Raw genomic sequence first — 25,648 nt, forward strand, 5'->3', positions numbered from 1 at the left:
CACCTGCCTCAGCCGTCCCGGTACTTCGGCGCGGGCGGTCCGGCCACTCCGGGCAGGACGGGCTTGAGGTGCGTCACGTAGGCCTGCATCCAGGGGCTGTTGTCACCGCCGGCGCGGTAGTTCTCCAGCACCTTGTTGACCCGGCGCACCAGGTCGGAGGCGTCCTTGTTCATGGCGACCCCGTAGAACTCCTTGGTGAAGGGGGAGCCGACGAGGCGCACCGACGGGTCCTGCGCGGCCTGGCCGGCCGCGAGCGCGTTGTCCGTGATGATGCCGTCCACCTCGCCCAGCTGGAGCCGGACCAGGCAGTCGAGCTGGTTGGGCACGCTGACCGGGACCGAGCCGTACGGCTGGGCCTTGAGCGCCGCCTCGGCCGTGGAGCCGGCCGCGGTGCAGATCCGGTGGCCGTTCAGCGAGGCGTCGTACCCGGTGATCGGCGAGCCCTTGGGGGCGAGGACCTGCTGCCCGGCCTCGAAGTACGCCGTCGAGAAGGCGACGTCCTCCAGCCGCTTGCAGTTGATCGTCATGGTCCGCACGACGACGTCGACGCGGCCGTCCTGGAGGGCGGGGACGCGCTGGCTGGTGGGGATGGCCCGGTAGATGACCGCGTTCTCGTCGCCCAGGATGTCCTTCGCGATGGCCTTGACCAGGGCGATGTCGAACCCGTCGAGGCGGCCGTCGACCGGGTTGCGGTAGCCCCACTTGAAGCTGTTCTGGTCCACGCCCGCGACGAGTCTGCCCGCCTTGCGGATCCGGTCGATGGCCGGCCCGTCCACGCCGGACGGGCGCAGGCTGGCCTCCGGGTCCTGGCAGGTGTCGGTGAGGGACCAGGGTGCCGGGGCGGCCGCCATCGAGGCGGGCTCGCGGACCGGGGCAGGGTGACCGGAGTCCGGGGCGGCATGGGCCAGCGGCAGCAGGACGGCCGCGGCCGTCACCGCGCAGGCGGCGGCCATGGCGCTCACCCCGCCCCAGCCGCGCAGCCGCCCCGCGAGCCGGCGCAGGCCGGTTCCGCCGCCGTGGCCCTCGCCGTGGCCCTCGCCGTGGGACTTCACGCGTATCCGCATCGCTCTCACCTGTACTCCGAAAGCCGGCGCCCGATGCCGAGCAGCGCCGCCGCGGCGCCGACGACCGCGAGGGCCGCCGAACCCGTCACCAAACCGCCCAGCGCACCGAGCCCGCCCCGGGCCGCCCGGGTGAACTCCTTCTGCTCATGCGCCACTGCCTGCTCCAGGGACGCGTCCACCGTGTCGAACGAGGCCCCGCTGCTGTCCTTGTGGTCCTTGTCCCCGATGACCTGGGGCAAAGCGTCCTGGTAGTCGCCGCGCAAGTCGGTCTCCCGGGCCGCCGCGTGCCGCTGCTTCCACTGCTTGACACCGTCCGCGGCGCGGCCGACCGGATCCCGCCCGCTGCTGTCGTCGGCGAGCTTCAGCGCCGTCGCCAGCCCGGTGTCCAGCTCCTTCATCTCGGTCGTGAAGTCGACGTCGTACTTGTCGGACTTGTTGTCCGCGGCCAGTACGGCGCCCCGCGCGATCAGCGTCAGGTTCTCACTGGCGCGCGCCTGGAGCGAGGCGATCCGCGCGTCGTTCAGCACTTTCAGCGACTCCTGCCCGTCCGATCTGGCCTCCGCCAGCTCCGACCGGGCGACCGTGTGCCCCACGGCCAGCCACATCAGCACCACCAGCGACGCGGCCGTCGCCGCCACGAGACCGTGGTTGAAGACCCGGTTCGTCCGCCGGTAGTTGCGGCGCTGCGCCCACGCCAGCGCGGCGAGCGCGAGCAGCCCCGTACCGAGCGAGGCCAGCGGCAGCGAGCGGGCGTCGTCGTAGTCCGTGTAGAGCCGGTCCGTCTCCGCCTCGTACAGCCGCTGCGCGGCGGGCAGCAGCTGGGTGCTCATCTGCTCGTTGGCGTACCGCAGATAGGCGCCGCCCAGCGGCAGGCCCTGCTTGTTCGTGGCCCGCGCCTGCTCGATCAGGCCCGTGTAGCGGGGCAGCTGCTCGCTGAGCAGCGCGATCTGCTTGCGGGAGTCCTCGTTCGCCCCGGTGTTGGCGGCCGCGCTCACCAGCAGCTTCGAGGCGTTGGAGATGTCCTTCTCGTACCGCTGGCGGACCTCCCGCGGCTCGTCGCCGCCGGCCAGGAACCCGCTGGAGGAGGCCGTGTCGGCGTCCGCGAGCGAGCGGTAGATGCTCGCCGCGTCCGCGCTCAGCGGCTGGCTGCGGCCCACCACGTCCTCCGCCGCGCCGACCCGGCCGGAGATCTCCAGAACGGTCACCGCGCCGAACAGCAGTACCAGGGCAGCCAGGACGGCGCCGATGATGCGCAGCCGGCCGGGCTCGGTCGTCGCGGCCGCGCGCAGCCGCTCAACACCCTCGGCCCAGGCCGTACCGGGCCGGGGAGGCGCCTGCGGCGGACCCGCGGGCGGCACGGCGAGACCGCCCCCGGGCGCGGGCGCGCGTGATGTGATGGCCACCGTGACCTCCCCCTTGGTCCTCTGCTCCGCAGCAGTATGGCCGTAGTGGCGGTCAACCACAGCACCCGGTGCCGGATCCTGGCGATCCACCCCCCGTGCGCGCCGACCCCCACCCCTTCACCGTGAATACGACTCCACGGCCGCCACGGTTCCAGAACCGGGGCCTCCCGGGGCAGGTTCACCCGAAATGGGCACGGAGTTTTCCATGGGCCTCGGGCAGGGCCCCGAGCGCGTCCAGCCCCAGCAGCCCGGCGCCCAGCACCGGCGGGGCCGCGACCACCGACACCCGGGCCCGCGGGGCCCGCCGTGCCAGCCCCGCCGCGATCCGCTCGTCCAACTGCTGGTGCCCGGCCGTGAGCACCCCGCCGCCGAGCAGTACCGGAGCCTCCTCGTCCAGCAGGTCGAGCCGGGCCAGCGCCACCGATGCCAGCGCCACCACCTCGTCCGCCTGCCGCTCCACGATCGCCGAGGCCACCGCATCACCCGCCGCGGCCACCGCGAACAGCACCGGTACCAGCTCGTGGGTCCGCCGCTGCGCCAGGGTCCCCAGGTGCAGCGCCTCGATCAGCCCGGCCATCGAAGCGAGCCCGAAGTGCTGCGGCAGCGCCGCCGCCAGCTCCGTCGGCCCGCCGCGGCCGTCCTCCGCCCGCGCCGCCCACCACAGGGCCTCCGCGGCCAGGCCGCCCCCGCCGCCCCAGTCCCCGGAGATCTGCCCGAGCGCCGGGAACCGGGCCGTGCGCCCGTCGGGCAGCATCCCCACGCAGTTGATGCCGGCCCCGCAGACCACCGCCACCCCGCGCGGCGGCCCGCCCCCGGAGAGCCCGGCCCGCAGGATCGCGAAGGTGTCGTTGAACACCCGGGTCGCCGCGCCCCAGCCGCGCGCCCCGATCGCGTCCGCGAGCTGCCGCTCCTCCACCGGGAGATCGGCATTGGCCAGACAGGCCGATACCTGGTCGGCGTACGGCACACCGTGCCCCGGCAGGGGCAGCGCCGCCGCCTCGGCGGCCCCCGCGACCGCCTGGGCCAGTACGTCCACCGCCGCCTCGACACCGGTGCGCTGCGGCTGGAAGCCGCCGGAGCGCCCGGTGCCGAGGACCGTGCCGTCCGCGGCGATCAGGGCCGCGTCCGTCTTGCTGTTGCCCGCGTCGACGGCCAGGACGGCGGACCGTGCGGGACGGGCGGGAGGGGCGGGAGGGTTCACGCCCATGCCAGGTGCTCCTTGTTGTGCGCGAGGAGCCGGTCGGTCAGCCCCTCGGCGAGGTCGAACTGGCCGACCAGCGGGTGGGCCAGCAGCGCCTTGAAGACCCGTTCGCGGCCGCCTCGTACGGCTGCGTCCAGCGCCAGGTCCTCGTACGCCGTGACGTGCGCGACCAGCCCGGCGTACAGCGGGTCGAGCCGCGCCGCGGCCAGCGGCACCGGTCCGGACCGGTCCACCCGGGCCTGCACCTCGATCACCGCGTCGTCCGGGAGGAACGGCAGCGTCCCGTCGTTCCGCGTGTTGACGACCTGCAGTGCCGCCGGGCCCGGGCCGCCGTCGCCCAGCAGCGCCGCCGCCAGGTCCACGGCCGCCTCCGAGTAGAAGGCCCCGCCCCGCTTGGCCAGCAGTTCCGGCTTCTCGTCCAGCGCCGGATCGGCGTACAGGGCGAGCAGTTCCTTCTCCATCGCGGCCACCTCGGCGGCCCGCGAAGGCTTGCCGCCCAGCTCACGCACCACCGTGTCGTGCGCGTAGAAGTACCGCAGGTAGTACGACGGGACGACGCCGAGGCGGTCCAGTACCGCGCGCGGCAGGTGCAGGTCCGCGGCGACGGCCTCCCCGTGCTCGGCGAGCAGCCGCGGCAGCAGGTCCTCGCCGTCCGGGCCGCCCTTGCGTACGCCCAGCTCCCAGGTGAGGTGGTTGAGCCCCACGTGGTCGAGGTGGATGTCGGCCGGGGCCAGGTCCAGCAGCGCCGCGAACTTCCGCTGGAAGCCGATGGCGACGTTGCACAGCCCGACCGCCTTGTGCCCGGCCTGCAACAGGGCGCGGGTGACGATCCCGACCGGGTTCGTGAAGTCGATGATCCAGGCGTCCGGGTTGGCCCGCCGGACCCGCTCGGCGATGTCCAGCACCACCGGGACCGTCCGCAGCGCCTTGGCGAGCCCGCCGGCGCCCGTGGTCTCCTGCCCGACGCAGCCGCACTCCAGCGGCCAGGTCTCGTCCTGCAGCCGGGCCGCCTGCCCGCCGATGCGCAGCTGGAGCAGCACCGCGTCGGCGCCCTCGACGCCCGCGTCGAGATCGGCGGTGGTGGTGACCCGTCCCGGATGCCCCTGCTTGGCGAAGATCCGCCGGGCCAGCGCGCCGATCAGCTCCAGCCGCTCGGTGGCAGGGTCGATGAGCACCAGCTCGCCGATCGGCAGGGTGCCCTGCAGCCGCGCGAATCCGTCGATCAGCTCGGGGGTGTAGGTGGAACCGCCGCCCACCACTGCGAGTTTCATGGTCATCAGCCTTTCACTCCGGTCAGGGTGACGCCTTCGACGAACGCCTTCTGGGCGAAGAAGAAGAGGGCGATCACGGGGGCCATGACCAGCACGGTTGCGGCCATGGTCAGATTCCAGTTCGTGTGGTGAGCCCCCTTGAAGGACTCCAGTCCGTAACTGAGCGTCCAGGCGGCGGGGTTGTCCGAGGCGTAGATCTGCGGGCCGAAGTAGTCGTTCCAGGCGCAGAAGAACTGGAACAGCGCGACGGCGGCGATGCCCGGCCTGGCCATCGGCACGACGACGCGCAGCAGGGTGCGGACCTCGCCGCAGCCGTCGACCTTGGCCGCGTCCAGGTACTCGTCGGGGATGGTCAGCAGGAACTGGCGGAGCAGGAAGATGGAGAACGCGTCGCCGAACGCCATCGGGATGATCAGCGGCCACAGCGTGCCGGACAGGTCCAGCTGCTTGGCCCAGAAGAGGTACATCGGGATGACCACCACCTGCGGCGGCAGCATCATCATGGCGATCACCAGCAGCAGCGAGAGCCGCCGCCCGCGGAAGCGGAACTTGGCGAGGGCGTACGCGACGGGCACCGAGGAGACCACGGTCAGCAGCGTGCCCAGCCCCGCGTACAGCAGGGTGTTGCGCCACCAGGTCAGGAAGCCGGGGGTGTCCCAGACCTTGGCGTAGTTGCCCCATTCCCAGGTGTCGGGCACCAGGTCGCGGGTCAGCGCCTGCTGGTCGCTCATCAGGGAGGTCAGGAGGAGGAAGACGAACGGGAGGACGAAGAACAGGGCGGCCGCGACGCCGAGGGCGTGCACCCCGACCCAGTGCAGGACGGCCTTGCGGTTTCGGCGCATGCTCAGTCACCTGCTCCGATCAGCCCGCCACGGCGGCGCATCAGGAGTGCGGTGAAGGCCATGGAGAGGGCGAAGAGGACCAGCGCGACGACACATGCGGTGCCGTAGTCGAAGCGCTGGAAGCCGACGTTGTAGACGACCTGGGGGAGGGTCAGCGTGGACTTGTCGGGGTAGCCCGGCTCGAACTGCTGGCCCGAGCCGCCGATGACACCCGCGGCGACCTTCCCCGCCACCAGGGGCTGCGTGTAGGACTGCATGGCCTGGATGACCCCGGTGACCACCGCGAACAGGATGATCGGCGAGATGTTCGGCAGCGTGATGTGCCGGAACCGCTGCCAGGCGCCGGCCCCGTCCAGCTCGGCGGCCTCGTACTGCTCCTTCGGTACGTCGAGCAGCGCGGCCATGAAGATGACCATCAGGTCGCCGATCCCCCACAGGGCGAGGAGCGTCAGCGCGGGCTTGGACCAGTCGGCGTCGGTGAACCAGCCGGGGGCGGGCAGGCCGGCCCCCTCCAGCAGGGTGTTGACCGGGCCGGTGCCGGGGTTGAGCAGGAAGACGAAGGCCAGCGTCGCTGCCACCGGCGGGGCCAGGTAGGGCAGGTAGAACAGGGTCCGGAAGATCCCCGCCCCCGTCTTGATCTTCGTGATGAGCAGGCCGATGCCGAGGCCGAAGACGACCCGGCTGACGACCATCACCACGACCAGCCACAGGGTGTTGCGCATGGCCGGCCAGAACAGCGGATAGTCCGTGAAGACGTACGTCCAGTTGTCCAGGCCGTTGAAGACGGGCGGGCGGAAGCCGTCGTACTTCGTGAAGGAGAAGTACACGGTGGAGAGGAGCGGGTACGCGAAGAAGACGGCGAACCCGATCAGCCAGGGCGACATGAAGGCCGCGGTCCGCAGGGCGGACCGCCGTCGCTTCGCCCGCAGGGCGCGTGCGGTGGGGATGGTGCCTGTGCTCGGCATCGCGGCGGTCATCGGAGGCTACTTCGCCTTCGCGATGTCCGTGTCGATCTGCTGGTCGGCCTTGGCGAGGCCGGCCGGGATGTCGGCGACGTCGCCCTTCTCGACCGCGTACGCGAGGTCCTGGAAGGTCAGCTGGTAGGTGCCGCCGTCCGCCTGGGCGGGGGTGGTGTTCGACTTCGGGTGCCGGGCGATGTCGAGGAAGGTCTTGAACTCCGGTGTGACCTGGAGGTTCGGGGACTCCAGGGCGGCCAGGGTGGAGGGCACGTTGTGGATGGCGTTGGCGAATGCCACGACCGCCTCGGTGTCGGTGGTCATGTACTTCACCAGCTCCCAGGAGGCGTTCTGCTTCTTGCTGCCCGAGGCGATGCCCATGATCGTGCCGGAGAGGTAGCCCTTGCCGTAGTCGGCGACCTGGTCGTCCGGCACCGGCAGCGGCGCGGTCCCGATCTCGAACGTGACCCCGGCCTCCTTGGCCATCGCGGCCCGCCACTCGCCGTCGATCTGCATGGCGACCCGGCCCTTGTGGAAGGGGTGCTCGGCGCTCCACTCGTCGCCGAAGGTGCTGCGGAACTTCTCGAGCTTCTCGTAGCCGCCGAGCTTGGCAACCAGGTCCTTCTGCGCGCTCAGCATGCTCGCGAAGCCCGGGTCCCTGGCCAGGTTCGACTTCCCGTCGGCGCCGAAGTACTTCGGGCTCCACTGCGCGGCCAGGCGCATGGGGACGGTCTCGTAGCCGTGGTACGTCGGCATGATGCCGAGCTGGTCGTACGAGTCCCCGTCGGACTTGGTCAGCTTCTGCGCGACCTCGGTGAACTGGCTCCAGGTCCTGGGCGGTTCGGTGATGCCCGCGGCCTTGAAGGCGTCCTTGTTGTAGACGAGGCCGTACGCGTCGTTCAGTAGCGGCAGCGTGCACTGGTTGCCGTTGAACTGGGTGTACTCCAGCAGGGTCTTGGGGAAGACCTTCGCCTTGTCGACGCCCGACTTCTGCAGGAAGGGGTTCAGGTCGGCGAAGGCGCCGGAGTTGCAGAACTTGCCGACGCTGTCGGTGGTGAAGGAGGAGACCACGTCGGGGGCCTTGTCCCCGCCTGCCCGGAGCGCCTGGTTGATCTTGTCGTCGGTCATGTTGCCCGTGACCTTGACCTTGATGTTCGGGTGCGCCTTCTCGAACCGGGCGATGTTCTCCTCGATCGCCTTGGCCTCGCTCGGCGCGGACCAGCCGTGCCAGAAGTTGAGCGTGACCTCCTTGTCCGGGTCGTCGGCGGCCGCGTTGCCGCTCTGGCCCGTACACGCGGTGGCCAGGACGGATATCGCGGCGACGGCGGTGGCCACGACGGTCAGACGGCGGTTTCTGGGCATGACGGTGCTCGCTCTCTGCAGGAGGAACTTCCGGAGGTGTGCCAGGGGGTGCGACGACGGGTTCGGTGACGCGGGTGGGGCCGGCGACGCCGGGGGAGCCGGCAGGGGTGGGAGGCGCTGGTCGTACGTACGGGGGCCGGGCCGGGCCGGTCAGCGGCGCGAGGTGTCGAAGACCTCGTCGCGGGTGGCGGCGAGGGCGCTCTCCAGTGCGCCGCGCAGTACGGGCCGCTCGCGCACCGTGCCCGACACGAGGCGGGGCCGGGAGGGGGCGAGATCGGCGAGCTCGGCCTCGACGAGCTCGCGCAGCACGTCCCCGCCGGCGGCGGTCACCGCGCCGGAGAGGACCACGATCTCGGGGTCCAGTACGGCGACCAGCGCGGCGAGTCCGGTGGCCAGCGCGGTGGCGTACTGCTGCAGGAGCCGCAGGTTCGCCCCCTCGGGATGCCCGGCGGCCCGCGCCAGCAGCGAGACCGCCGCGGCGACCGGCGTCCCCGCCTCGGCCCCGGGCGGCATCCCGATGCCCAGCGCGGCCGCCATCCCGGGCACCACCTCGACGCCGGCCAGCGCCTGGTAGCCGCCGGAGTTGACCCGGGTGACCTGCCGGACCAGGGGGTGGCCCGGCACGGGCAGGAACCCGACCTCGCCCGCGCCGCCGGTCCAGCCGCGGTGCAGCCGGCCGCCGAGCACCAGGGCGGCGCCGAGGCCCTCCTCGTTCCACAGCAGGACGAAGTCCCCGTGGCCGCGGGCCGCGCCGAGGCGCTGCTCGGCGACCGCGGCGAGGTTCACGTCGTTCTCGTACCCGACCGGCATCGGCAGGGCCGCCGCCAGCTCCTCGAGGAGGGTGGGGGAGTGCCAGCCGGGCAGGTGCTCGGCGTAGCGCAGCGCCCCGGTGTGCGGATCGAAGGATCCCGGGGTGGCGATGACGACGCGGTGGACGGCGGACCGCTCGAGCCCGGCGTCCTTGACGGCCCCGCCGAGGGCCCGGGTGACCCGGTCGACGGCCCCGGCGCCCTCGGCGTACGGGAGCTCGTGGCTGCCGATCACCTCGCCGGTGAGATCGGCGACGGCCGCGACGATGCCGCTCGGGGTGACGTCCAGTCCGGCGACGTGGGCGGCGCGCGGGTTGACCCCGTACAGCTGGGCGTTGGGTCCGGGGCGGCCGCCGGCGGTGCCGGTGGCCACGACCAGCCCGGCGGCTTCGAGGCGGGCCAGCAGCTGGGAGGCGGTGGGCTTGGAGAGCCCGGTGAGCCGGCCGATCCGGGTGCGGGACAGGGGCCCGTGCTCCAGCAGCAGGTCCAGCGCTGCGCGGTCGTTCATGACGCGCAGCAGGCTGGGCGTTCCGGGGGTGGTGCCGGTCATGAGCGCTCTCTCCGTCATCGGCTCACGCCGTGGTCAGGAACTGTTAGGTAAGTTTCCTATCGGTGTTTGAGCTGTGTCAATGCCGCTGCCCCCGCAGAAATGAACCTGCGGGGGCAGCGGTGAGGGAGAAGGGGGAACGGGCTACTTGCTGATCCGGGGGCCGCCGGCGGCCGGCGCCGGGATCGGGGCGGTGGCCAGGGACTGCGGGGAAGCCGGGTTCGCGAGCGCCGACGGCGCCGCCACGGCGGCCGACGGGTCGGCCGGGGCCTCGTCCTCCTCGGCGTCGGCGGCCGGCAGACCGCCGATGATCCGGATGCCGGCCTCGTCGAAGGCCTCCTTGATCCGCCAGCGCAGCTCGCGCTCCACGGCGAACTGCTGGCCCGGCATCGTCTTCGCGGAGATCTTCACCGTCATCGACGCCAGCAGTACCTCGTCCAGGCCCAGCACCTCCACCGGGCCCCACAGGCGCTCGTCCCACGGGGACTCCTTCGCCATGCCGTCGGCGACGTGCTTGACCACCTCGCGGACGTGGGTCAGGCTCTCCGACGGCTTGACCTGGACGGCCACGCCCGCGGTCGCCCAGCCCTGGCTGAGGTTGCCGATCCGCTTGATCTCGCCGTTGCGGACGTACCAGATCTCGCCGTTGTCCCCGCGCAGCTTGGTCACGCGCAGGCCGACCTCGACGACCTCGCCGGAGGCCACCCCCGCGTCGATCTTGTCGCCGACGCCGTACTGGTCCTCGAGGATCATGAACACGCCGGACAGGAAGTCCGTCACCAGGTTCCGCGCACCGAAACCGATCGCCACACCGGCCACACCGGCACTCGCGAGCAGCGGGCCGAGGTTGATGCCCAGGGCGCCGAGCACCATCAGCCCGGCCGTGCCGAGGATCAGGAAGGAAGCGACCGAACGCAGGACCGAACCGATCGCCTCGGAGCGCTGCCGCCGGCGCTCCGCGTTGACGAGGAGCCCGCCGAGCGCCATGCCCTCAACGGCCTCGGCGCCCCGGTTCATCCGCGTTATCAGCTTGGTCAGCGACTTGCGGACCAGCGAGCGCAGGGCTGCCGCGATCACCAGGATCAGCAGGATCTTCAGGCCGAGGTACAGCCATCCGGCCCAGTTCTCCTCGATGAAACTGGCGGCGTTCGTGACGCTCTCGTGGGCTTCCTTGACCGAAGCGGCCGGGTCCGGGTTGTCGGCAGCCAGGGGCAGCAGGGCGGCAGGCCAGGGCACGACGGGAACCTCCAGGTGTAGCGGTCTGCCCGCGGATGGGGGTACCCCCGGACGGAGTCCGGGGGAGGGTGTGCGGGTGTGCGGGACAGACCAACCACACTAACGGGGCATTCGTGTGACCCCGTTGCCGTGTTCGAGGGAGAGACCAGACTCACCTGGGGATGAACCGGGTGTGGTTGAAAACACCTCGGACCCGTTACGGGCGCGTGGTGGCGCTTCGACCAGCCGTAAGGAGAGACTGGAGAGCAGATCGTCCCGGCGCGAGCCACGCGCCGCCGACGTACAAGGAGGCAGTCCGTGCCGCACGTCCTGGTCCTCAATGCGTCGTACGAGCCGCTCGGCGTCGTACCGCTCCGCCGCGCGCTCGTCCTCGTACTGGAGAACAAAGCTGTCTCCCTGGAGGAATCCGGCGCCTTTCTGCACAGCGCGACGAGAGTCGTCCCCGCGCCCAGCGTGGTCCGGCTCAAGCGCTTCGTGCGGGTCCCCTACCGGGGGCCCGTTCCACTCACCCGCCGCGCGCTGTTCGCCCGCGACGGCGGCCGCTGCATGTACTGCGGCGGGGTCGCCACGAGCGTCGACCACGTGATCCCGCGCAGCCGGGGTGGGCAGCACGCATGGGACAACGTGGTCGCCGCATGCCGGCGGTGCAACCACGTCAAGGCGGACCGGCACCTGCTGGAGCTGGGCTGGCGGCTGCGGCACCAGCCGGCTCCGCCGTCGGGGCTGGCCTGGCGGATCATCGGCACGGGCCACCGGGATCCGCGCTGGATGCCGTACCTCCAGCCGTACGGCGCGGAGGACGCCCTGGACCGCATCGGCGCGGCAGCCTCCTGACTCCTCGCCCCGTAGCCCCGGCCCCCGGCCGGGGCTACGGGGCGACCGCGTAGGCCTCCGCCGCGAAGAGGCTGCAGCCGAACCGGGTTGCGCGCTTCTCGCAGGTGACGCGGACGAAGCGGGCCGGGGCCGACGCGTCCAGACGGACCGTCTCCAGGCCGCCGCGGGATGCCGGGACCGTCGCCGCCGGGTGCCAGGTGACGCCGTCCGGGGAGGTCTCCACCCGGTACGCCGACGGGTACGCCTCCTGCCAGTGCAGGACCAGCTTGCCGATCCGGGCCGCCGCCGGGAGCTCCGCCTGCCACCATGCGCCGTCGACCGGCTTGGACGACCAGCGCGTGGTCGGGGAGCCGTCCACCGCCGCCGAGGCCGGGAACGCCGGGGTCTCGTCCCCCGACGACGAGGCCCGCGCCGAGCGGAACAGGTCCGGCCCGCCCGTACGCGGGACCGCCCGGACGGTCAGCGTCCGGGTCTGCCCCGCGAACGTGACCGGCACCGGGTAGCTGCCCGCCGGGGTGCCCGCCGGGACCGTCACCGACACCGGGACGGTGACCTGCGTACCCCGCGGAGCAGCGGCCTCCGCAGGGAGTTTCACATCGACCCCCTGCGGCGGCGCCGCCGAGAGCGGTCCCCGGACTCCGCCGGGGCTCAGCGCCGACAGCCGGCCCGGCACCACCTGCGCGGCCCCGCCGATCTCCACCTCCACGGTCTCCGGCAGCTCGAACGAGGCCGAGGGCCCGTCCGCCAGCCACGGCACCACCTGGTGCACCGCCGGAGCCGGCCCCGCCCACGACAGCCGTACCGCGTCCGCGCCCAGGCCGCCGACGTCCGCCTGCGTCCAGCCCGACGCCGAGGCCTCCGCGACCTTGCGCCAGCCCTCGCCCGGCACATGCGCCTCCACCGCCGCGCCCCGGACGCCCGGCGGCAGCGGGTCCGTCATCACGGTCACCACCGACACCGGCCGCACCGTGTCCAGCCGGACCGTGTACGAGTCCCGCTCCTGGGACACCGTGCCCGGCCGGCGGGCCGCTCCCGTCCACGCGTCCGCCTCCGCCACCGCCTGCGCGAGGAAGGGGTCCAGCACGGTCTGGTCCAGCCGGGCGGCGCCCGGCTCGGCCAGTGCCTTGCGGGCAGCCGACAGGTCCTGCGAGGCCTTCCACGCCGCCGCCCCGTCCCCGCGGGACTGGGCCCGCAGGAGATCCACCGCCAGCTCGCCCGCCGTTCCGTACGCCGACAGCCGCGCCAGCCACGGCCCCGCCTCGGCCGACAGCCCGGGCAGCCGCGCAGGCGCCTCCCGCAGGGCCGTGAAGGCCGCCCGCAGCCGGTCACCGGCCGCCGGGTCGCCCGAGCCGCGGCTGCGCCAGAACTCGTCGACCAGCGGGCGCAGGTACGCCGACTCCTGGTGGCCGAGGCCCGAGGAGGCCGTGTTCCCGGCCAGCGCGGCCAGGGACCGGCGGGCGGCCTGGTCCGGCCCGGCCAGGTCGGAGACCGCCGCCGCCCAGGACTCGCCCGGCCGGTAGCCGTTCGCGTTCCACGCGAAATCGGCGGCCGTGAACAGCGGGATCCGCGCCAGGGTGCCCTGCTGCATCGCATTGGCCAGCAGGGCCGCCGAGCCGCCCGCCACCGCCGGCTCCCGGCCGGTGTACGGGCCGAGGAAGACCCGGCCCGGGTCCCAGTCGTTGACCGGGTAGTTGTCCATGGTGACGAGCGGGTGCTGCCCGAAGGCGCTGCGCGCCCCGTCGAGTTCCTTCCCGGTGATCGAGCGCGGCACCACGCCCACGCCCGTCCAGGCGACCTCCACCCGCCCGTCGAGCCGGCTCGCCAGGGCGGTCCGGTACGCGGTCGCGCCCTTCTGGTGGTACTCCGTCGGCATCAGCGACAGCGGCGCCGCGCCCGGATGCCGCGCGGCGAGGTGCGCCGCCAGCTCGTCCGCGACCTCCGCGTGCGCCTTCGCGGCCGCCGCCGGGCCCGTCCCGTAGCGCACCCGGTCCGCCCGGCAGCCCCACTCGGTGTAGCTGACGTCCTGGAACTGCACCTGGAACGCCCGGAAGCCCAGGTCCCACATCGCGTCCAGCTTGCGCGCCAGCGCCGCCCGGTCGGCCGCCGAGGCCAGGCACATCGACTGCCCGGGGGCCACCGCCCAGGCCAGCACCACCCGGTTGGCGCGGGCCCGCTCGGCCAGGGCCCGGAACTCCGCCTGCTGCGCCGCCGGGTAGTCCTCGCGCCAGCCGGTCGTACGGTACGGGTCGTCGCCGGGCGCGAGCAGCAGCCGGTTCTGCTTGGTCCGGCCCATGAAGTCCAGCTGTGCGAGCCGCTGGTCCTGCGTCCACGGCTGCCCGTAGAACCCCTCGGTGATCCCGCGTACGGGCGCGGTCGGCCAGTCCCGCACCACGACCCCGGGCACCTTCCCGCCGCCCGCTCCGACCGGGGCCAGCAGCTGGCGCAGCGTCTGCGCCGCGTGGAACAGCCCGTCCTCACCCACGCCGGCCAGCGCGACCGTGTCCCGGCCCGCGGCCTTGCCGACGGCCAGCCGGTAGCCCCCGTTCGGCAGCTCCGCAGCCCCCGCCGCCGGGGCCGCGCCCAGCGCCCGCAGGGCCTCCTGCGCGTCGGGGCCCTGCAGCCGTACGACGGTGCCCCGTTCGGGCAGCGGCGCCCCGGGGGCCGGTTCGTGCAGGGTCCGTACGCCAGCCGCGCGCAGGGCGGTGCGGACCAGCCCGACCGCGTACGGATCGGCGTCCGGCGCCGCCACCAGCACGGCCTCGGCGCCCAGCGGGACCTCGCGCGCGGCGTCGGCGGTCATCGACTGCGGCCGCGGCCACACGGCCGGTCCCTCGGCGGCCGCTCGCGGAGCGTCGGAGCCGGGGTCGAACGCGGGCCCAGGAGCCAGTCCCGTCGCGGGGTCGGATCCCGGCGCGGCGGCGGACCTGGTCGCAGGCCCTGCAGCAGGTCCGTTCGCATGTCCGGCCGCGGTCCCGGCAGCGGGGTCCGGTCCCGGGAGGGCCGGCGCGCTCGGCACCGCGAACGCGGCGGGCGGACCGGCGAACACCCCGCCGCCCAGCAGCGTCCCGATGACCGCCACCGCCGCTGCCGTCGCCCGCTTCCTGCCCCTGAGCTGCACGGAGCCTCCCCGTCCCGAGTCGTCACCCGCCCGTACGAATGACCCCGAGCCCACCACCCGTGCGGCCGGAGTGTCAATGCGGGCGGGCGTTCTGACCTGGATACGCAGGAATTGCGGCGCTGCCCGCGGGGTATGGCTGCGATGTTCCCGGCGGTGTTCCATGACTCCTGACCCACCCTCACACCTCTTACGGATGAAGGAGCAACCGCGCGTGAACACCGCAACCGGCACCCCGCACACCCCCGCCGCCCCGCCGCACACCCCGCTGCTCGCCCACCTGCCCGCGCAGGCCGGGCCCGCCGAAGGACCCCTCACCAGCGAGCCCCCGCTCGCCGGTGCCGCCCACGCGCCGCTGACCAGCGAGCCCCCGCTCACCGACGAGGCCCCGCTGACGAGCGAGCCGACCCCACCCGCTGCGGCCGCTGCCGCAGGCGACTAGACACAGGGACACAGGTATTCACATGGACGACCTCGCCCGGCTCGCGGCCCTGCACGGCATCGCCACCACCTACCGGCCCGCCGAGGACGTCACCGTCCGGGTCCCGGAGGCCACCGTCAAGGCCCTCCTCGGGCTGCTGGGGGTCGTCGCCGACGACGCGGAGGACGTCCGGGTGTGCGCCGAGGACGCCGTACGGGAGGCGGCCGAGCGGCTGCTGCCGCGGACGGTGGTGCTCTGGCAGGGGGAGCCCGTACCGCCGGAGCCCGCCGGGCTGCCGCCGGGCACCCGGGTGCGGGTGGCCGCAGACGAGACGGGGGAGGAGCTCGCGTGGGGCCCCGGACTCCCGCTCGGCGTGCACCGGCTCGCCGCCGAGGCTCCGGACGGCCGCACCGGGGCCGCCACCCTGATCGTGGCCCCGGAGCGGGCCCCGGCCGCGCCCGAGCGGGCCCACGGGCTGCTCGTCCAGCTGTACTCCCTGCTCTCCGAGCACTCCTGGGGCATGGGTGACCTCGGCGACCTGGCCGCGCTCGCCCGCTGGGCCGGCCGTACCCACGGAGTCGGGTTCATCCAGGTCAACCCACTGCACGCGGCCGTGCCCGGAACCCCGACCGACCCCTCCCCGTACCGGCCCTCCACGCGCCGCTTCCCCGACCCGGTGCACCTGCGGATCGAGGACGTCCCCGAGTACGCCGACTGCCCCGATCCGGGCGCCCTCGCCGAACTCGCCGCCCGGGGCGGGGAGCTGCGCCGCGAGGTCCTGGAGAAGGGCGCGCTGATCGACCGCGACGCCGTCTGGGCACTCAAGCGCGCCGCCCTGGAACTGCTGTACGCCGTCCCGCGCACGCCCGAACGGGACGCCGCCTACCGGGAGTTCTGCGCCGAGCAGGGCGAGGCGCTGGACCGGCACGCCACGTGGTGCGCCGGGCACGCCGGCGACGACCCGGGAAGCGGGGCCGACTTCCACCGCTGGCTGGTCTGGCTGACGGTCACCCAGCTCGCGGCGGCCCAGAGCACCGCTCGCGAGGCCGGGATGGCGGTCGGCATCGTGCACGACCTGGCCGTCGGGGTGCACCCGAACGGCTCGGACACCTCCGGCCCGCCCCTCTACGCGAACGGCGTGTGCGTCGGCGCCCCGCCGGACGCCTTCAACGCGCGCGGCCAGGACTGGGGGCTGCCGCCGTGGCGGCCCGACCGGCTCGAGGCCACCGGGTACGCGCCGTTCCGGGCCCTGCTGCGCGGGGTGTTCCGCTACGCCGGCGCCCTGCGCATCGACCACGTCATGGGCCTGTTCCGGCTCTGGTGGATCCCGGAGGGCGCCCCGCCCGCCGACGGCGCGTACGTCTCCTACGACGGTGAGGCGATGCTCGCCGTCCTGGTGCTCGAGGCCCACCGGGCCGGGGCCCTGGTCATCGGCGAGGACCTCGGGACGGTGGAGCCGCGGGTCCGCCGGGCACTGGCCCGGCGCGGGGTGCTCGGCACCTCCGTGCTCTGGTTCGAACGGGACTGGGCGGGCGACGGGCAGCCGCTCGCCCCCGAGGCCTGGCGGGCCGACTGCCTGGCCACCGCCACCACCCACGACCTGCCGCCCACTGCCGCCAAGCTGGCCGGCGGCCATGTGGAACTGCGCGACCGGCTCGGCCTGCTGACCCAAGCGGTGGAGCAGGAGCGGGCCCAGGACGCCGCGGACACCGCCCAGTGGCTGGACGTGCTGGAGGTGCTCGGCCTGGACACCAAGGGCGAGGAGGCCGCCGTACGGGCCCTGTACGGCTTCCTGCTGCGCACCCCCGCCCGGCTGGTCGGTGTATGGCTGCCGGACGCGGTCGGGGACCGGCGGCCGCAGAACCTGCCGGGAACCTGGGACCAGTACCCCAATTGGCGGCTGCCGGTCGCCGACGCGGCGGGACGGCCGCTGACCCTGGAGGCGCTGGCCGCCTCGCCCCGGGCGAACGCCCTGCTGGGCGCGGTGCGGGAGGGGGCGCGTGCCCGTACGGCACCCCCGGGCGCGCGCGTCGTTTAGGTGTTCGCTACGTTTGCACCGTGGACAAGAAGAACGCTCTGCGCGCCGGCGCCGTCACGGCCGGATCGACGCTGATGATGCTGCTGATGACGTCTCCCGCGCTCGCGGTGACCCGCGACGACGGCGACGACCCGGGCCCGGGCCTGAGCGTCGCCCAGACCTTGGGCCTGTACGTGGCCACGCCGATCGTGCTGTTCCTGATCATCGCGGGCCTCGTCATGGTCCTCGACAAGTCGGACAAGCCGCAGACGCAGGGCTGACCCCGCGGGGGTAGTACCCGTCAGAGACTTCCGGGGCGCCGGGGGTCCGCAGATCGACGCCGTGTCGGCGTCGGTGCGGACCCCCGGCGCCCCGTTGTGCGTTCCGGACGCCGGCCGGGCGCTTTCGATGTGCGCTAGGCCGTCGGGACGCCGGACATCAGCTTGCGGAGCAGGCCGGTCAGGACGGCGACCTCCTCGTCTCCCAGCCCCGTGAGCGCGGCGCGCTGCACTTCCAGGCCGGCGGCGACGGCCTCGTCGACGAGGGCGAGCCCGCGGTCGGTGATCGTCACCTGCAGCCCCCGCCGGTCGTGCGGATCGGGCTTGCGGCAGAGCAGGCCGGCCTTCTCCAGCTTGTCCAGGCGCCCGGTCATGCCGCCCGTCGTGAGCATGAGCGTGGCCGACAGCTGGCGCGGCGAGAGCGTGTACGGGGCGCCGGAGCGGCGCAGGGTGCCGACGACGTCGAACTCGCCGCGTGAGATCCCGTAGCGGGCGTAGGCCTTCTCCATCGCATCGCCCATGGCCCGGGCGATCCGGTAGATGCGGCCGAAGACGGCCATGGGGGCGGTTTCCAGGTCGGGCCGTACTGCAGCCCACTGGTCGATGATCGCGTCGACGGCGTCCTTGCTGGCCTCGGTCATGCGCGCAGTATCCGGTCTTCCTCCGATCGTTCGCAAGAAAGTTGCTTGACGGAAAGTAGCTTAGAGCTAAGCTACTTCCCAGCAACCTACTTGGGGGAGGAGCCATGGCCATGGCCAAGGAAGCAAGGGTGGCGGGGGAGCGGTCCCTGCTCGTCGGCGTCGGTGTCAGCGCGGTCGGGATCGGCATGTACATCCCGTTCTCGCTCGTCTTCTTCCACCACGTCACCGGGCTCTCCTTCGCCCTCGTCGGTGTGGTCATGACCGCCACCGGCCTGGCCGGACTGGCGTTCATGCCGCTGGCCGGCTCGGCCGTCGACCGGTTCGGCGCCCGGCGGATCGTCCTGGTCCTCTACGCGCTGCGGGCGCTCGGCTTCGCGCTCTACCCGTTCGCCGGCTCGCTGCCCGCCTTCGCCGCCGTCGCGCTCGTCACCGCCCTGGCCGACCGGTCCTTCCCCGCCGTCCAGCAGTCCCTGATCGGGGAGGTGGCGCGCGGCGCCGCCCGGGACCGGCTCCAGGCCTCGCTGCGGGCCCTGCAGAACGCCGGGATGGGCGCCGGGGCCCTGATCGTCTCCGGGGTACTGGCGCTGTGGGGGACGCCCGCCTTCACGTACACCGCCTGGGGCAACGCGCTGGCCTTCGGGCTCGCCGGACTGCTCGTGCGCCGGGTCCGCCCGGTGCAGGGCGGGCAGGACGCCACCGCCGAACGGCCGCCCGCCGGATACCGGATGGTCCTGCGCGACCGGCCCTTCCTCGCGCTGACCGCCGCCAACTTCCTGACCGCACTGGGCTACGCGGCCCTGTCCGTGCTCTTCCCGCTCTACATCGCCACCTGGCTGCACGGGCCCGACTCCCTCACCGGAGCCGCGTTCACCGTCAACACCGCCCTGTGCGCCGGGATCGGCGTGCTCGTCGCGAGCCGGGTCCGCCGCTCGGGGGCCCGCCGCACCCGCTCGGCGGCCCTCGGCGCACTGCTCTTCGCCGCCGCCTTCGTCGGGCAGATCGTGCTCGGCACCCTGCGCCCCGGGCGGACCGCGACCCTGGTCGCCCTGCTGGCCATCGTCGTCGTCTACACGCTCGGCGAGCTCGTGCACAGCCCGTCCGGCGGGGCCCTGTCGGTCTCCGCCGCCCCGGCAGCCGTACGCGGCCGCTACCTGGCCACCTACCAGCTGTCCTACTCGCTGGCCACCGCGCTGGCCCCGTCCCTCTTCACCGCCCTGCTCGCCGTCGACGGCCGCCTGCCCTGGGCCGTCCTCGCCGCCGCCGCGGGCGGCGCCGCCCTGGCGCTGGTCCGGCTCGAGCGGCGGCTGCCGATCGAGGCCGTGTACGTGCAGCCGCCGGTCGTGGTGGCCGCCGCCGGGGCGCGGACCCCGGCCGCCGAGGCGCAGGCCCCGGCTGCCTGAGCCGCCTGCCTGAGCCGTCTGCCGGTGGTCCGGCTCCGCCCCGTCCCGAGTTCCTCACCCGCCCGCCCGAGGAGTCCCCTGTCATGAACCGTCTCGCCACCGTCGCCCTGACCGCACTCGCCCCGGTCTCCTGGGGCTCGACCTACGCCGTGACCACCGAACTGCTTCCGCCCGACCGGCCCCTGTTCACCGCGGTGATGCGGGCCCTGCCCGCCGGGCTGCTGCTCACGGCCCTGTCCCGCAGACTCCCGAGCGGGCAGTGGTGGTGGAAGTCCGCCGTCCTGGGCACGCTCAACATCGGTGCCTTCTTCCCGCTGCTGTTCCTCTCCGCGTACCGGCTGCCCGGCGGGGTGGCGGCCGTCCTCGGCTCCGCCGGCCCGCTGTTCGTCGTCGGACTCGCCGCCCTCGTCCTGGGGGAGCGGGCGCGGCTGCGGACCGTCCTCGCCGCCGTCGCGGGGGCGTTCGGCGTGAGCATGGTCGTCCTGACCGCCGAGGCCCGGCTGGACCTCGTCGGCATCGTCGCCGGTGTCGTCTCCTCCGCCTCCATGGCTGCGGGCACGGTCATGACCAAGCGCTGGGGGCGCCCGGACGGGGTCGGCCCGCTGGCCGTGGCCGGCTGGCAGCTCACCGCGGGCGGGCTGGTCATCATCCCCGTCGCGGCCCTGATCGAGGGGGCGCCGCCCGCGCTCGACGGCAACGCCCTCCTCGGCTACGGCTACATGATGCTGATCAACACCGGTATCGCGTACTGGCTCTGGTTCCGCGGCATCGGCCGGCTCACCGCCACCTCGGTCACCCTGCTCGGCCCGCTCTCCCCGCTCAGCGCGGCCGTCATCGGCTGGGCGGCCCTCGGGCAGGCGCTGTCGCCCGTGCAGCTGGTGGGCATGGGGGTCGCCTTCGGCGCCACCGTCGCGGGCCAGCTGTTCGCCGCCCCCGCCCCCGCCTCCGAAGAATCGTTCAGTTCTGCTGAACAGAATCATCGAAACATTTCGATGGACCTGACGGATGGCCCGGTGCGACGGTAGACCCGCGTCGGACGGACGGACCGTCGGACCAGCACCCGAGGGGGAGATACACCGTGGCCGTCATGGACCGGGTCCGTACCGTTGCGCAGCACAAGCCGGGCATCCAGGTGAAGAAGGGGTCCGCCGGACTCGGCGTACTCCTCGCCCTGGTCGCCACGGTCGTCTGGTCCGGCAGCTTCGTCGCCACCCGGGGGATGGCCGACGCCGTCCCGCCCGTCCAGGCCGTGTTCTGGCGCTGGATCATCGCCGCCCTCGCCGTGGCCCCCTTCGCGGCCCGGCAGGCCTGGCAGCAGCGGGAGCTGATCCGCCGGCACCTCGGCTTCATCGCCCTCGCCTCGCTGTTCGGCGTCGCCCTGTACAACACGCTCGTGCACCAGGCCGGACTGACCACCTCCGCCTCCAACATGGGCATGATCATGGCCGCCTCGCCGGTCGTCATGGCGCTGTACGCCCGCCTCGGCGGCGAACGGCTCGGCGCCCGGCGCACCGTCGGACTGCTGTTCGCCGCGTTCGGCGTGCTGCTGCTCGTCGGGGACGGCTCGCTCGGCTTCGACTTCGGGGCCGGCGACCTGTGGATGTTCGCCGCCGCCCTGTCGTTCGCCACGTACAGCGCACTGCTCAAGCGCAAGCCCGCCGAACTCGGCGGACTGGCCTTCCTGATCACCACCTTCGTGATCGGCGCGCTGATGCTGGCCCCCGCGTACGCCGTGTCCGTCACCGTCCAGGGCGGCTTCGAGGTCACCGCGGGCACCGGCGGCATGCTGCTCTACGTCGGCGTCATGTCCTCCGCGGTCGCCTTCTTCGCCTGGAACAAGGCCATCTCGCTGATCGGCGCGGCCCGGGCGGGAGTCGTCTACTACATCCAGCCGGTGTGCGTCGCCGGCCTCGGCCTCCTGCTGCTGGACGAGCGGACGGGCCCGGCGCAGCTGCTCTGCATGGCGCTGATCCTCGGCGGCGTGAGCCTGGGAGCCCGGCGGTAGGTTCGGCCCCATGACCGAGTGGGACATCAAGAAGCTGCGGATCCTGCGGACCCTGGCAGACCGGGGGACCGTGACCGCGACGGCCGAGGCGCTGCACATGACGCCCTCGGCCGTTTCGCAGCAGCTGACCAATCTCGCACGGCAGTTGGGGGTTCCGCTGCTGGAGGCGCAGGGGCGCCGGGTCCGGCTCACGGATGCCGCGCACCTCGTACTGCGCCATGCGGAGGCGGTGTTCGCGCAGCTGGAGCGGGCGGACGCCGAGCTGGCCGGGTACCTGGCCGGGGATGCGGGGGAGGTCCGGATCGGGGCGTTCTCCACCGCCGTGCCGGTGCTGGTGGTCCCGGCGGTGGCGGCGCTGCGGCGGAGCCACCCGGGGGTGGAGGTGCGGGTACGGGAGACCGAGGCGGCGGAGTCGTACGAGCTGCTGTCGGCCGGGGCGGTCGACCTGGCCCTCTCTCTGGCGGCGCACGCCCCTACCGCCCGGGACCCGCGGTTCACCCGGCTGACGCTGATGGAGGACCCGCTCGACGTCGCGCTGCCGCCGGGGCATCCGCTGGCGGCGGCGGCGGTCCTGCGGCTGGCGGACCTGTCCGGCGATCCGTGGATCTACGGGGGCAGCGGGCCGTGGCAGGAGATCGCCCGCAATGCCTGCGAGGCGGCCGGCTTCGTCCCGGAACAGGCGCACTCGGCATCCGGCTGGACCGCGATCCTGGCGATGGTGGAGGCCGGGATGGGCGTGGCGCTGGTCCCGCGCATGGTGTCGAGCCGGGCCTCGGGGGTGACGGTGCGGGTCCTGACCCATGACCGCCCGACCCGGCACGTCATCGCGGCCACGCGCCGGGGCTCGGAATCCGCGCCGGCGGTGGCCCATGCACTGGCCGCTCTCCGCGAAGCCGCGGACAGCCCTTAGCCCTTCGGGCCCCGCTGCGCGGAGCCCGGTGCCCGGCGGGCCCGGCCGAACGTGCTCGGCCGGGCCCGCCAGGGGTGGGGTCAGGCGGAGGCTGCGTCTGCTGCCTGGGCCTTCAGGGCGCGCTCCACGCCCGAGCGGGACTCCGAGACCAGGCGGCGCAGGGCCGCGTTCGGCTCCGCCGAGGCCAGCCACGCGTCCGTCGCCGCCAGGGTCTCCGGGGAGACCTGCAGGGACGGGTACAGGCCCACCGCGATCTGCTGGGCGATCTCGTGGCTGCGGTTCTCCCAGATCCCCTTGATCACCGCGAAGTACTTCTCGGTGTACGGGGCCAGCAGCTCGCGCTGGTCGGTCTGCACGAAGCCGCCGATCACGGCCTCCTGCACGGCGTTCGGCAGGTCCGCCGAGTCCACCACCGAGGCCCACGCCCCGGCCTTGGCCTCCGCCGTCGGACGCGCGGCCCGCGCGGTGGCCGCGTGGCGCTCGCCCGCCGCCGTACGGTCGCGCTCCAGCTCCGCCGCGATGGCCGGCTCGTCCAGCACACCCGTGGCGACCAGGCGCTCCAGGAACGCCCACCGCAGCTCGGTGTCGACGACCAGGCCCTCGATCTCCGCCGAACCGTCCAGCAGCGCGGACAGGTAGGTCAGCTGCCCCTCGGTGCGGGCCGTGGCCGCGAACGCGCGGGCCCACGCCAGCTGGTGGTCGCTGCCCGGCTCGGCGCCGCGCAGGTGCTCCAGCGTCGCGTCGGTCCAGGTCGCCAGGCCCTGCTCGCGCCACGCCGGGTCGGCGTACAGGTCGACGGCCAGCTTCACCTGCCGGTGCAGCGACTGGACGACGCCGATGTCCGACTCCTTGCCGATGCCCGACAGGACGAGGGCGAGGTAGTCGCGCGTGGCCAGTTCGCCGTCGCGGGTCATGTCCCACGCCGAGGCCCAGCACAGCGCCCGCGGCAGCGACTCGGTGAAGTCGCCCAGGTGCGCGGTGACGTTGGCGAGGGAGACCTCGTCCAGGCGGACCTTGGCGTACGACAGGTCGTCGTCGTTCAGCAGGACGACCGCCGGACGGGTCCGGCCGACCAGCTCCGCCACCTCCGTCAGCGCGCCGTCGATGTCCAGCTCGATCCGGTCCGTACGGACGAGCTTGCCGCCGTCCAGGTCGTACAGGCCGATCGCGATCCGGTGCGGCCGAAGGGTCGGCTCGCCCTTGGCGCCCGCGGGCAGCGCCGGGGCCTCCTGGCGGACCGCGAACGCGGTGATGTTCCCGGCCGCGTCGGTCTCGATCGCGGGGCGCAGGATGTTGATGCCGGCCGTCTCCAGCCATGCCTTCGACCAGGTGGTCAGGTCGCGGCCCGAGGTCTCCTCGAGGGCGCCCAGCAGGTCCGACAGGCGCGTGTTCCCGAACGCGTGGGCCTTGAAGTACGCCTGCACGCCCTTGAAGAAGGCCTCCGTGCCCACGTAGGCGACGAGCTGCTTGAGCACCGAGGCGCCCTTGGCGTACGTGATGCCGTCGAAGTTGACCAGGACGTCGTCCAGGTCACGGATGTCGGCCATGATCGGGTGGGTGGACGGCAGCTGGTCCTGCCGGTACGCCCAGGTCTTCATCGAGTTGGCGAAGCTCGTCCACGCATGCGGCCACTTCGTGCCCTCGGCGTACGCCTGGCAGGCGATCGAGGTGTACGTCGCGAACGACTCGTTCAGCCACAGGTCGTTCCACCACTCCATGGTGACCAGGTCGCCGAACCACATGTGCGCGAGCTCGTGGAGGATCGTCTCGGCACGGCCCTCGTACGCCGCGTCCGTCACCTTCGAGCGGAAGACGTACTGGTCGCGGATGGTGACCGCGCCCGCGTTCTCCATCGCGCCCGCGTTGAACTCGGGGACGAAGAGCTGGTCGTACTTCGCGAACGGGTAGTCGTACGCGAACTTCTCCTGGAACCAGTCGAAACCCTGACGCGTGACGGCGAAGATCGCGTCGGCGTCCAGGAACTCGGCGAGCGACGGCCGGCAGTAGATGCCGAGCGGCACCGACTGGCCGTTCGGGCCCTCGTACGAGCTGTGCACCGCGTGGTACGGGCCGACGATCAGCGCCGTGATGTACGTGGAGATGCGCGGCGTCGGCTCGAAGCGCCAGACGTTGTCCTTGACGTCCGCAGCCTCCGGCGTCGGGGAGTTCGAGATGACCGTCCAGCCCTCGGGGGCCGTCACGGTGAACCGGAACGTCGCCTTCAGGTCGGGCTGCTCGAAGCTGGCGAACACGCGCCGCGCGTCCGGCACCTCGAACTGGGTGTACAGGTAGGCCTGCTCGTCGACCGGGTCGACGAAGCGGTGCAGGCCCTCGCCCGTGTTGGTGTACGCGCAGTCCGCGACGACCTTCAGCTCGTTGGCCCCGGCCGCGAGGTGGTGCAGCGCGATGCGCGAGTCCCGGAAGACCTCGGCCACGTCCAGCGACTCGCCGTTCAGGACGACCTCGTGCACGGCCGGAGCGACCAGGTCGATGAAGGTCTCCGCGCCCGCCTCGGCGGACTGGAAGCGCACGGTGGTCACGGAGGGGTACGTGCCGCCCTCCTGCGCCCCGCTCAGGTCGAGGTCGATCTCGTACGAGTCGACGCTGAGCAGCTTCGCCCGCTGCTGAGCCTCTTCACGGGTCAGATTCGTGCCAGGCACGCGTTCATCTCCTTCGATGGTGACGTTGCCCCGCCATCCTTCCACGTGGCGCAGACCAGGTGCCCTGGAGTAATCCACGGGCGAAACGCGGCGTCCGATTTCCGCCAGCTTCGCCGGGTCCGGGCGGGCACCCTGGACGGCATGACCACGCAACCGGCGCCCCGACCGGCGCTCCACGCCGTACGCCCCCTCGCCCCCGCCGTCCTCGCCGGCCTGCGCGTCCGTGACGACGCCGGCCGGCCCTGCCTGCCCTACGAGGACCCCGAGGGCGGAGCCCCGCTGCGCTGCTGCCTGCGCCGCAGCCACCCCGGGGAGCTGATCGCCCTCGTCGCGTACGCGCCGCTGCGCCGCTGGGCCGCCGAGACCGGCGCCGACCCGGGCGCGTACGACGAGCAGGGCCCGGTGTTCATCCACGCCGCCGACTGCGGCGGCCCTGCCGGGGCCCCCGGATACCCCTTCGCCTCCCCCGGCGCACTGCGCACGGCGCGCCGCTACGACGCCGGGGGCCGGATCCTCGGCGGGCGCGCCCTGTCCCTCGGCGAGGAACCGGACGCAGTACTGGAGGAGGCGCTGGCGGAGGCCTTCGCCGACCCGGAGGTCGCCCTCGTGCACGTCCGTGCAACCGAGTTCGGCTGCTTCCTCTTCGAGGCCCGCAGGCCCTGACGGCCGGCGGGAA

General features: G+C 73.4%; 21 protein-coding genes. 9 read left to right on the forward strand and 12 right to left on the reverse strand.

All coding sequences use genetic code 11. The annotated features are described in order from the left end of the window. Positions 1 to 8: 8 nt before the first annotated feature. The 9 genes from OHT74_RS25210 to OHT74_RS25250 form a co-directional block, all read right to left on the reverse strand. Positions 9 to 1,064 (reverse strand): glutamate ABC transporter substrate-binding protein, encoded by a 1,056-nt coding sequence (locus OHT74_RS25210; protein ID WP_443047531.1) that lies wholly within the window; start codon positions 1,062 to 1,064, stop codon positions 9 to 11. Between the two features lie 5 nt (positions 1,065 to 1,069). Beyond that, complete coding sequence (locus OHT74_RS25215) at positions 1,070 to 2,422, reverse strand: hypothetical protein (protein ID WP_443047729.1); 1,353 nt, start codon at positions 2,420 to 2,422, stop codon at positions 1,070 to 1,072. 223 nt (positions 2,423 to 2,645) lie between these two features. Then, the gene (locus OHT74_RS25220; RefSeq protein WP_328621477.1) at positions 2,646 to 3,674 is read right to left on the reverse strand and encodes an N-acetylglucosamine kinase; all 1,029 of its coding nucleotides are present in this window, start codon (positions 3,672 to 3,674) and stop codon (positions 2,646 to 2,648) included. Beyond that, positions 3,665 to 4,939 carry a 6-phospho-beta-glucosidase gene (locus OHT74_RS25225; RefSeq protein ID WP_328621478.1) on the reverse strand — a complete coding sequence of 425 codons (1,275 nt, stop codon included), beginning with the start codon at positions 4,937 to 4,939 and terminating at the stop codon, positions 3,665 to 3,667. The genes OHT74_RS25220 and OHT74_RS25225 overlap by 10 nt, the downstream gene beginning before the upstream one ends. A 5-nt stretch (positions 4,940 to 4,944) precedes the next feature. Then, a complete protein-coding gene (locus OHT74_RS25230) occupies positions 4,945 to 5,781 on the reverse strand; it encodes a carbohydrate ABC transporter permease (protein ID WP_266666991.1) in 837 nt (278 codons plus the stop codon). A gap of 2 nt (positions 5,782 to 5,783) precedes the next feature. After that, positions 5,784 to 6,758, reverse strand: a complete 975-nt coding sequence (locus OHT74_RS25235; RefSeq protein ID WP_328621479.1) for a carbohydrate ABC transporter permease — start codon at positions 6,756 to 6,758, stop codon at positions 5,784 to 5,786. A 6-nt stretch (positions 6,759 to 6,764) separates the two neighbouring features. Further along, positions 6,765 to 8,099: an ABC transporter substrate-binding protein gene (locus OHT74_RS25240; protein WP_328621480.1), complete on the reverse strand. Its 1,335-nt coding sequence runs from the start codon at positions 8,097 to 8,099 to the stop codon at positions 6,765 to 6,767. 150 nt (positions 8,100 to 8,249) lie between these two features. After that, a complete protein-coding gene (locus OHT74_RS25245; RefSeq protein ID WP_328621481.1) occupies positions 8,250 to 9,458 on the reverse strand; it encodes an ROK family transcriptional regulator in 1,209 nt (402 codons plus the stop codon). Positions 9,459 to 9,599: 141 nt separating this feature from the next. Continuing rightward, positions 9,600 to 10,691, reverse strand: coding sequence for a mechanosensitive ion channel family protein (locus OHT74_RS25250; RefSeq protein ID WP_328621482.1), 1,092 nt, complete (start codon positions 10,689 to 10,691; stop codon positions 9,600 to 9,602). 297 nt (positions 10,692 to 10,988) lie between these two features. On the opposite strand from OHT74_RS25250, the gene OHT74_RS25255 reads away from it, so the two are divergent. Further along, complete coding sequence (locus OHT74_RS25255; protein WP_266667001.1) at positions 10,989 to 11,525, forward strand: HNH endonuclease; 537 nt, start codon at positions 10,989 to 10,991, stop codon at positions 11,523 to 11,525. Positions 11,526 to 11,559: 34 nt separating this feature from the next. Here OHT74_RS25255 and OHT74_RS25260 read toward each other — a convergent pair whose 3' ends face one another. Then, complete coding sequence (locus OHT74_RS25260) at positions 11,560 to 14,643, reverse strand: beta-N-acetylglucosaminidase domain-containing protein (protein ID WP_328621483.1); 3,084 nt, start codon at positions 14,641 to 14,643, stop codon at positions 11,560 to 11,562. Positions 14,644 to 14,854: 211 nt separating this feature from the next. Here OHT74_RS25260 and OHT74_RS25265 point away from each other — a divergent pair, with 211 nt between their 5' ends. The 3 genes from OHT74_RS25265 to OHT74_RS25275 are packed head-to-tail and all read left to right on the forward strand — an operon-like array spanning position 14,855 to position 17,359. Then, positions 14,855 to 15,082 carry a hypothetical protein gene (locus OHT74_RS25265; RefSeq protein WP_266667005.1) on the forward strand — a complete coding sequence of 76 codons (228 nt, stop codon included), beginning with the start codon at positions 14,855 to 14,857 and terminating at the stop codon, positions 15,080 to 15,082. A 22-nt stretch (positions 15,083 to 15,104) separates the two neighbouring features. After that, positions 15,105 to 17,099, forward strand: coding sequence for a 4-alpha-glucanotransferase (locus OHT74_RS25270; RefSeq protein WP_328621484.1), 1,995 nt, complete (start codon positions 15,105 to 15,107; stop codon positions 17,097 to 17,099). A 20-nt stretch (positions 17,100 to 17,119) separates the two neighbouring features. Continuing rightward, positions 17,120 to 17,359 (forward strand): hypothetical protein, encoded by a 240-nt coding sequence (locus OHT74_RS25275; RefSeq protein ID WP_266667009.1) that lies wholly within the window; start codon positions 17,120 to 17,122, stop codon positions 17,357 to 17,359. A 134-nt stretch (positions 17,360 to 17,493) separates the two neighbouring features. On the opposite strand, the gene OHT74_RS25280 is transcribed toward OHT74_RS25275, so the two are convergent. Further along, positions 17,494 to 17,997, reverse strand: a complete 504-nt coding sequence (locus tag OHT74_RS25280; RefSeq protein ID WP_266667011.1) for a MarR family winged helix-turn-helix transcriptional regulator — start codon at positions 17,995 to 17,997, stop codon at positions 17,494 to 17,496. A 110-nt stretch (positions 17,998 to 18,107) separates the two neighbouring features. Here OHT74_RS25280 and OHT74_RS25285 point away from each other — a divergent pair, with 110 nt between their 5' ends. The 4 genes from OHT74_RS25285 to OHT74_RS25300 all read left to right on the forward strand — a co-directional run bounded on the left by OHT74_RS25285 (position 18,108) and on the right by OHT74_RS25300 (position 22,312). After that, on the forward strand, positions 18,108 to 19,397 hold the full coding sequence (locus OHT74_RS25285; protein WP_328621485.1) for an MFS transporter: 1,290 nt from the start codon (positions 18,108 to 18,110) through the stop codon (positions 19,395 to 19,397). An 83-nt stretch (positions 19,398 to 19,480) separates the two neighbouring features. Further along, complete coding sequence (locus OHT74_RS25290; RefSeq protein ID WP_328621486.1) at positions 19,481 to 20,422, forward strand: EamA family transporter; 942 nt, start codon at positions 19,481 to 19,483, stop codon at positions 20,420 to 20,422. Positions 20,423 to 20,475: 53 nt separating this feature from the next. Continuing rightward, on the forward strand, positions 20,476 to 21,402 hold the full coding sequence (locus OHT74_RS25295; protein WP_443047533.1) for a DMT family transporter: 927 nt from the start codon (positions 20,476 to 20,478) through the stop codon (positions 21,400 to 21,402). Between the two features lie 10 nt (positions 21,403 to 21,412). Beyond that, a complete protein-coding gene (locus OHT74_RS25300; protein ID WP_266667017.1) occupies positions 21,413 to 22,312 on the forward strand; it encodes a LysR family transcriptional regulator in 900 nt (299 codons plus the stop codon). Between the two features lie 80 nt (positions 22,313 to 22,392). Here the strand turns inward: OHT74_RS25300 and pepN are convergent, their stop codons facing one another. After that, positions 22,393 to 24,972, reverse strand: a complete 2,580-nt coding sequence (pepN, locus tag OHT74_RS25305; RefSeq protein WP_328621487.1) for an aminopeptidase N — start codon at positions 24,970 to 24,972, stop codon at positions 22,393 to 22,395. A gap of 141 nt (positions 24,973 to 25,113) precedes the next feature. Between pepN and OHT74_RS25310 the strand changes: the two genes are divergently transcribed. Beyond that, positions 25,114 to 25,635 (forward strand): DUF1203 domain-containing protein, encoded by a 522-nt coding sequence (locus OHT74_RS25310; RefSeq protein ID WP_328621488.1) that lies wholly within the window; start codon positions 25,114 to 25,116, stop codon positions 25,633 to 25,635. The last annotated feature ends 13 nt before the right edge of the window (positions 25,636 to 25,648 follow it).

The organism is Streptomyces sp. NBC_00354 (genome assembly GCF_036106915.1).
Lineage (GTDB): Bacteria > Actinomycetota > Actinomycetes > Streptomycetales > Streptomycetaceae > Streptomyces.

Excerpts from the sequence above, each read along its gene's own strand:
- OHT74_RS25210 (WP_443047531.1), bottom strand. The coding sequence starts at position 1,064 with ATGCGGATACGCGTGAAGTCCCACGGCGAGGGCCACGGCGAGGGCCAC.
- OHT74_RS25220 (WP_328621477.1), bottom strand. The coding sequence starts at position 3,674 with ATGGGCGTGAACCCTCCCGCCCCTCCCGCCCGTCCCGCACGGTCCGCC.
- OHT74_RS25225 (WP_328621478.1), bottom strand. The coding sequence starts at position 4,939 with ATGAAACTCGCAGTGGTGGGCGGCGGTTCCACCTACACCCCCGAGCTG.
- OHT74_RS25230 (WP_266666991.1), bottom strand. The coding sequence starts at position 5,781 with ATGCGCCGAAACCGCAAGGCCGTCCTGCACTGGGTCGGGGTGCACGCC.
- OHT74_RS25235 (WP_328621479.1), bottom strand. The coding sequence starts at position 6,758 with ATGACCGCCGCGATGCCGAGCACAGGCACCATCCCCACCGCACGCGCC.
- OHT74_RS25240 (WP_328621480.1), bottom strand. The coding sequence starts at position 8,099 with ATGCCCAGAAACCGCCGTCTGACCGTCGTGGCCACCGCCGTCGCCGCG.
- OHT74_RS25245 (WP_328621481.1), bottom strand. The coding sequence starts at position 9,458 with ATGACCGGCACCACCCCCGGAACGCCCAGCCTGCTGCGCGTCATGAAC.
- OHT74_RS25270 (WP_328621484.1), top strand. The coding sequence starts at position 15,105 with ATGGACGACCTCGCCCGGCTCGCGGCCCTGCACGGCATCGCCACCACC.
- OHT74_RS25280 (WP_266667011.1), bottom strand. The coding sequence starts at position 17,997 with ATGACCGAGGCCAGCAAGGACGCCGTCGACGCGATCATCGACCAGTGG.
- OHT74_RS25285 (WP_328621485.1), top strand. The coding sequence starts at position 18,108 with ATGGCCAAGGAAGCAAGGGTGGCGGGGGAGCGGTCCCTGCTCGTCGGC.
- OHT74_RS25290 (WP_328621486.1), top strand. The coding sequence starts at position 19,481 with ATGAACCGTCTCGCCACCGTCGCCCTGACCGCACTCGCCCCGGTCTCC.
- OHT74_RS25300 (WP_266667017.1), top strand. The coding sequence starts at position 21,413 with ATGACCGAGTGGGACATCAAGAAGCTGCGGATCCTGCGGACCCTGGCA.
- OHT74_RS25310 (WP_328621488.1), top strand. The coding sequence starts at position 25,114 with ATGACCACGCAACCGGCGCCCCGACCGGCGCTCCACGCCGTACGCCCC.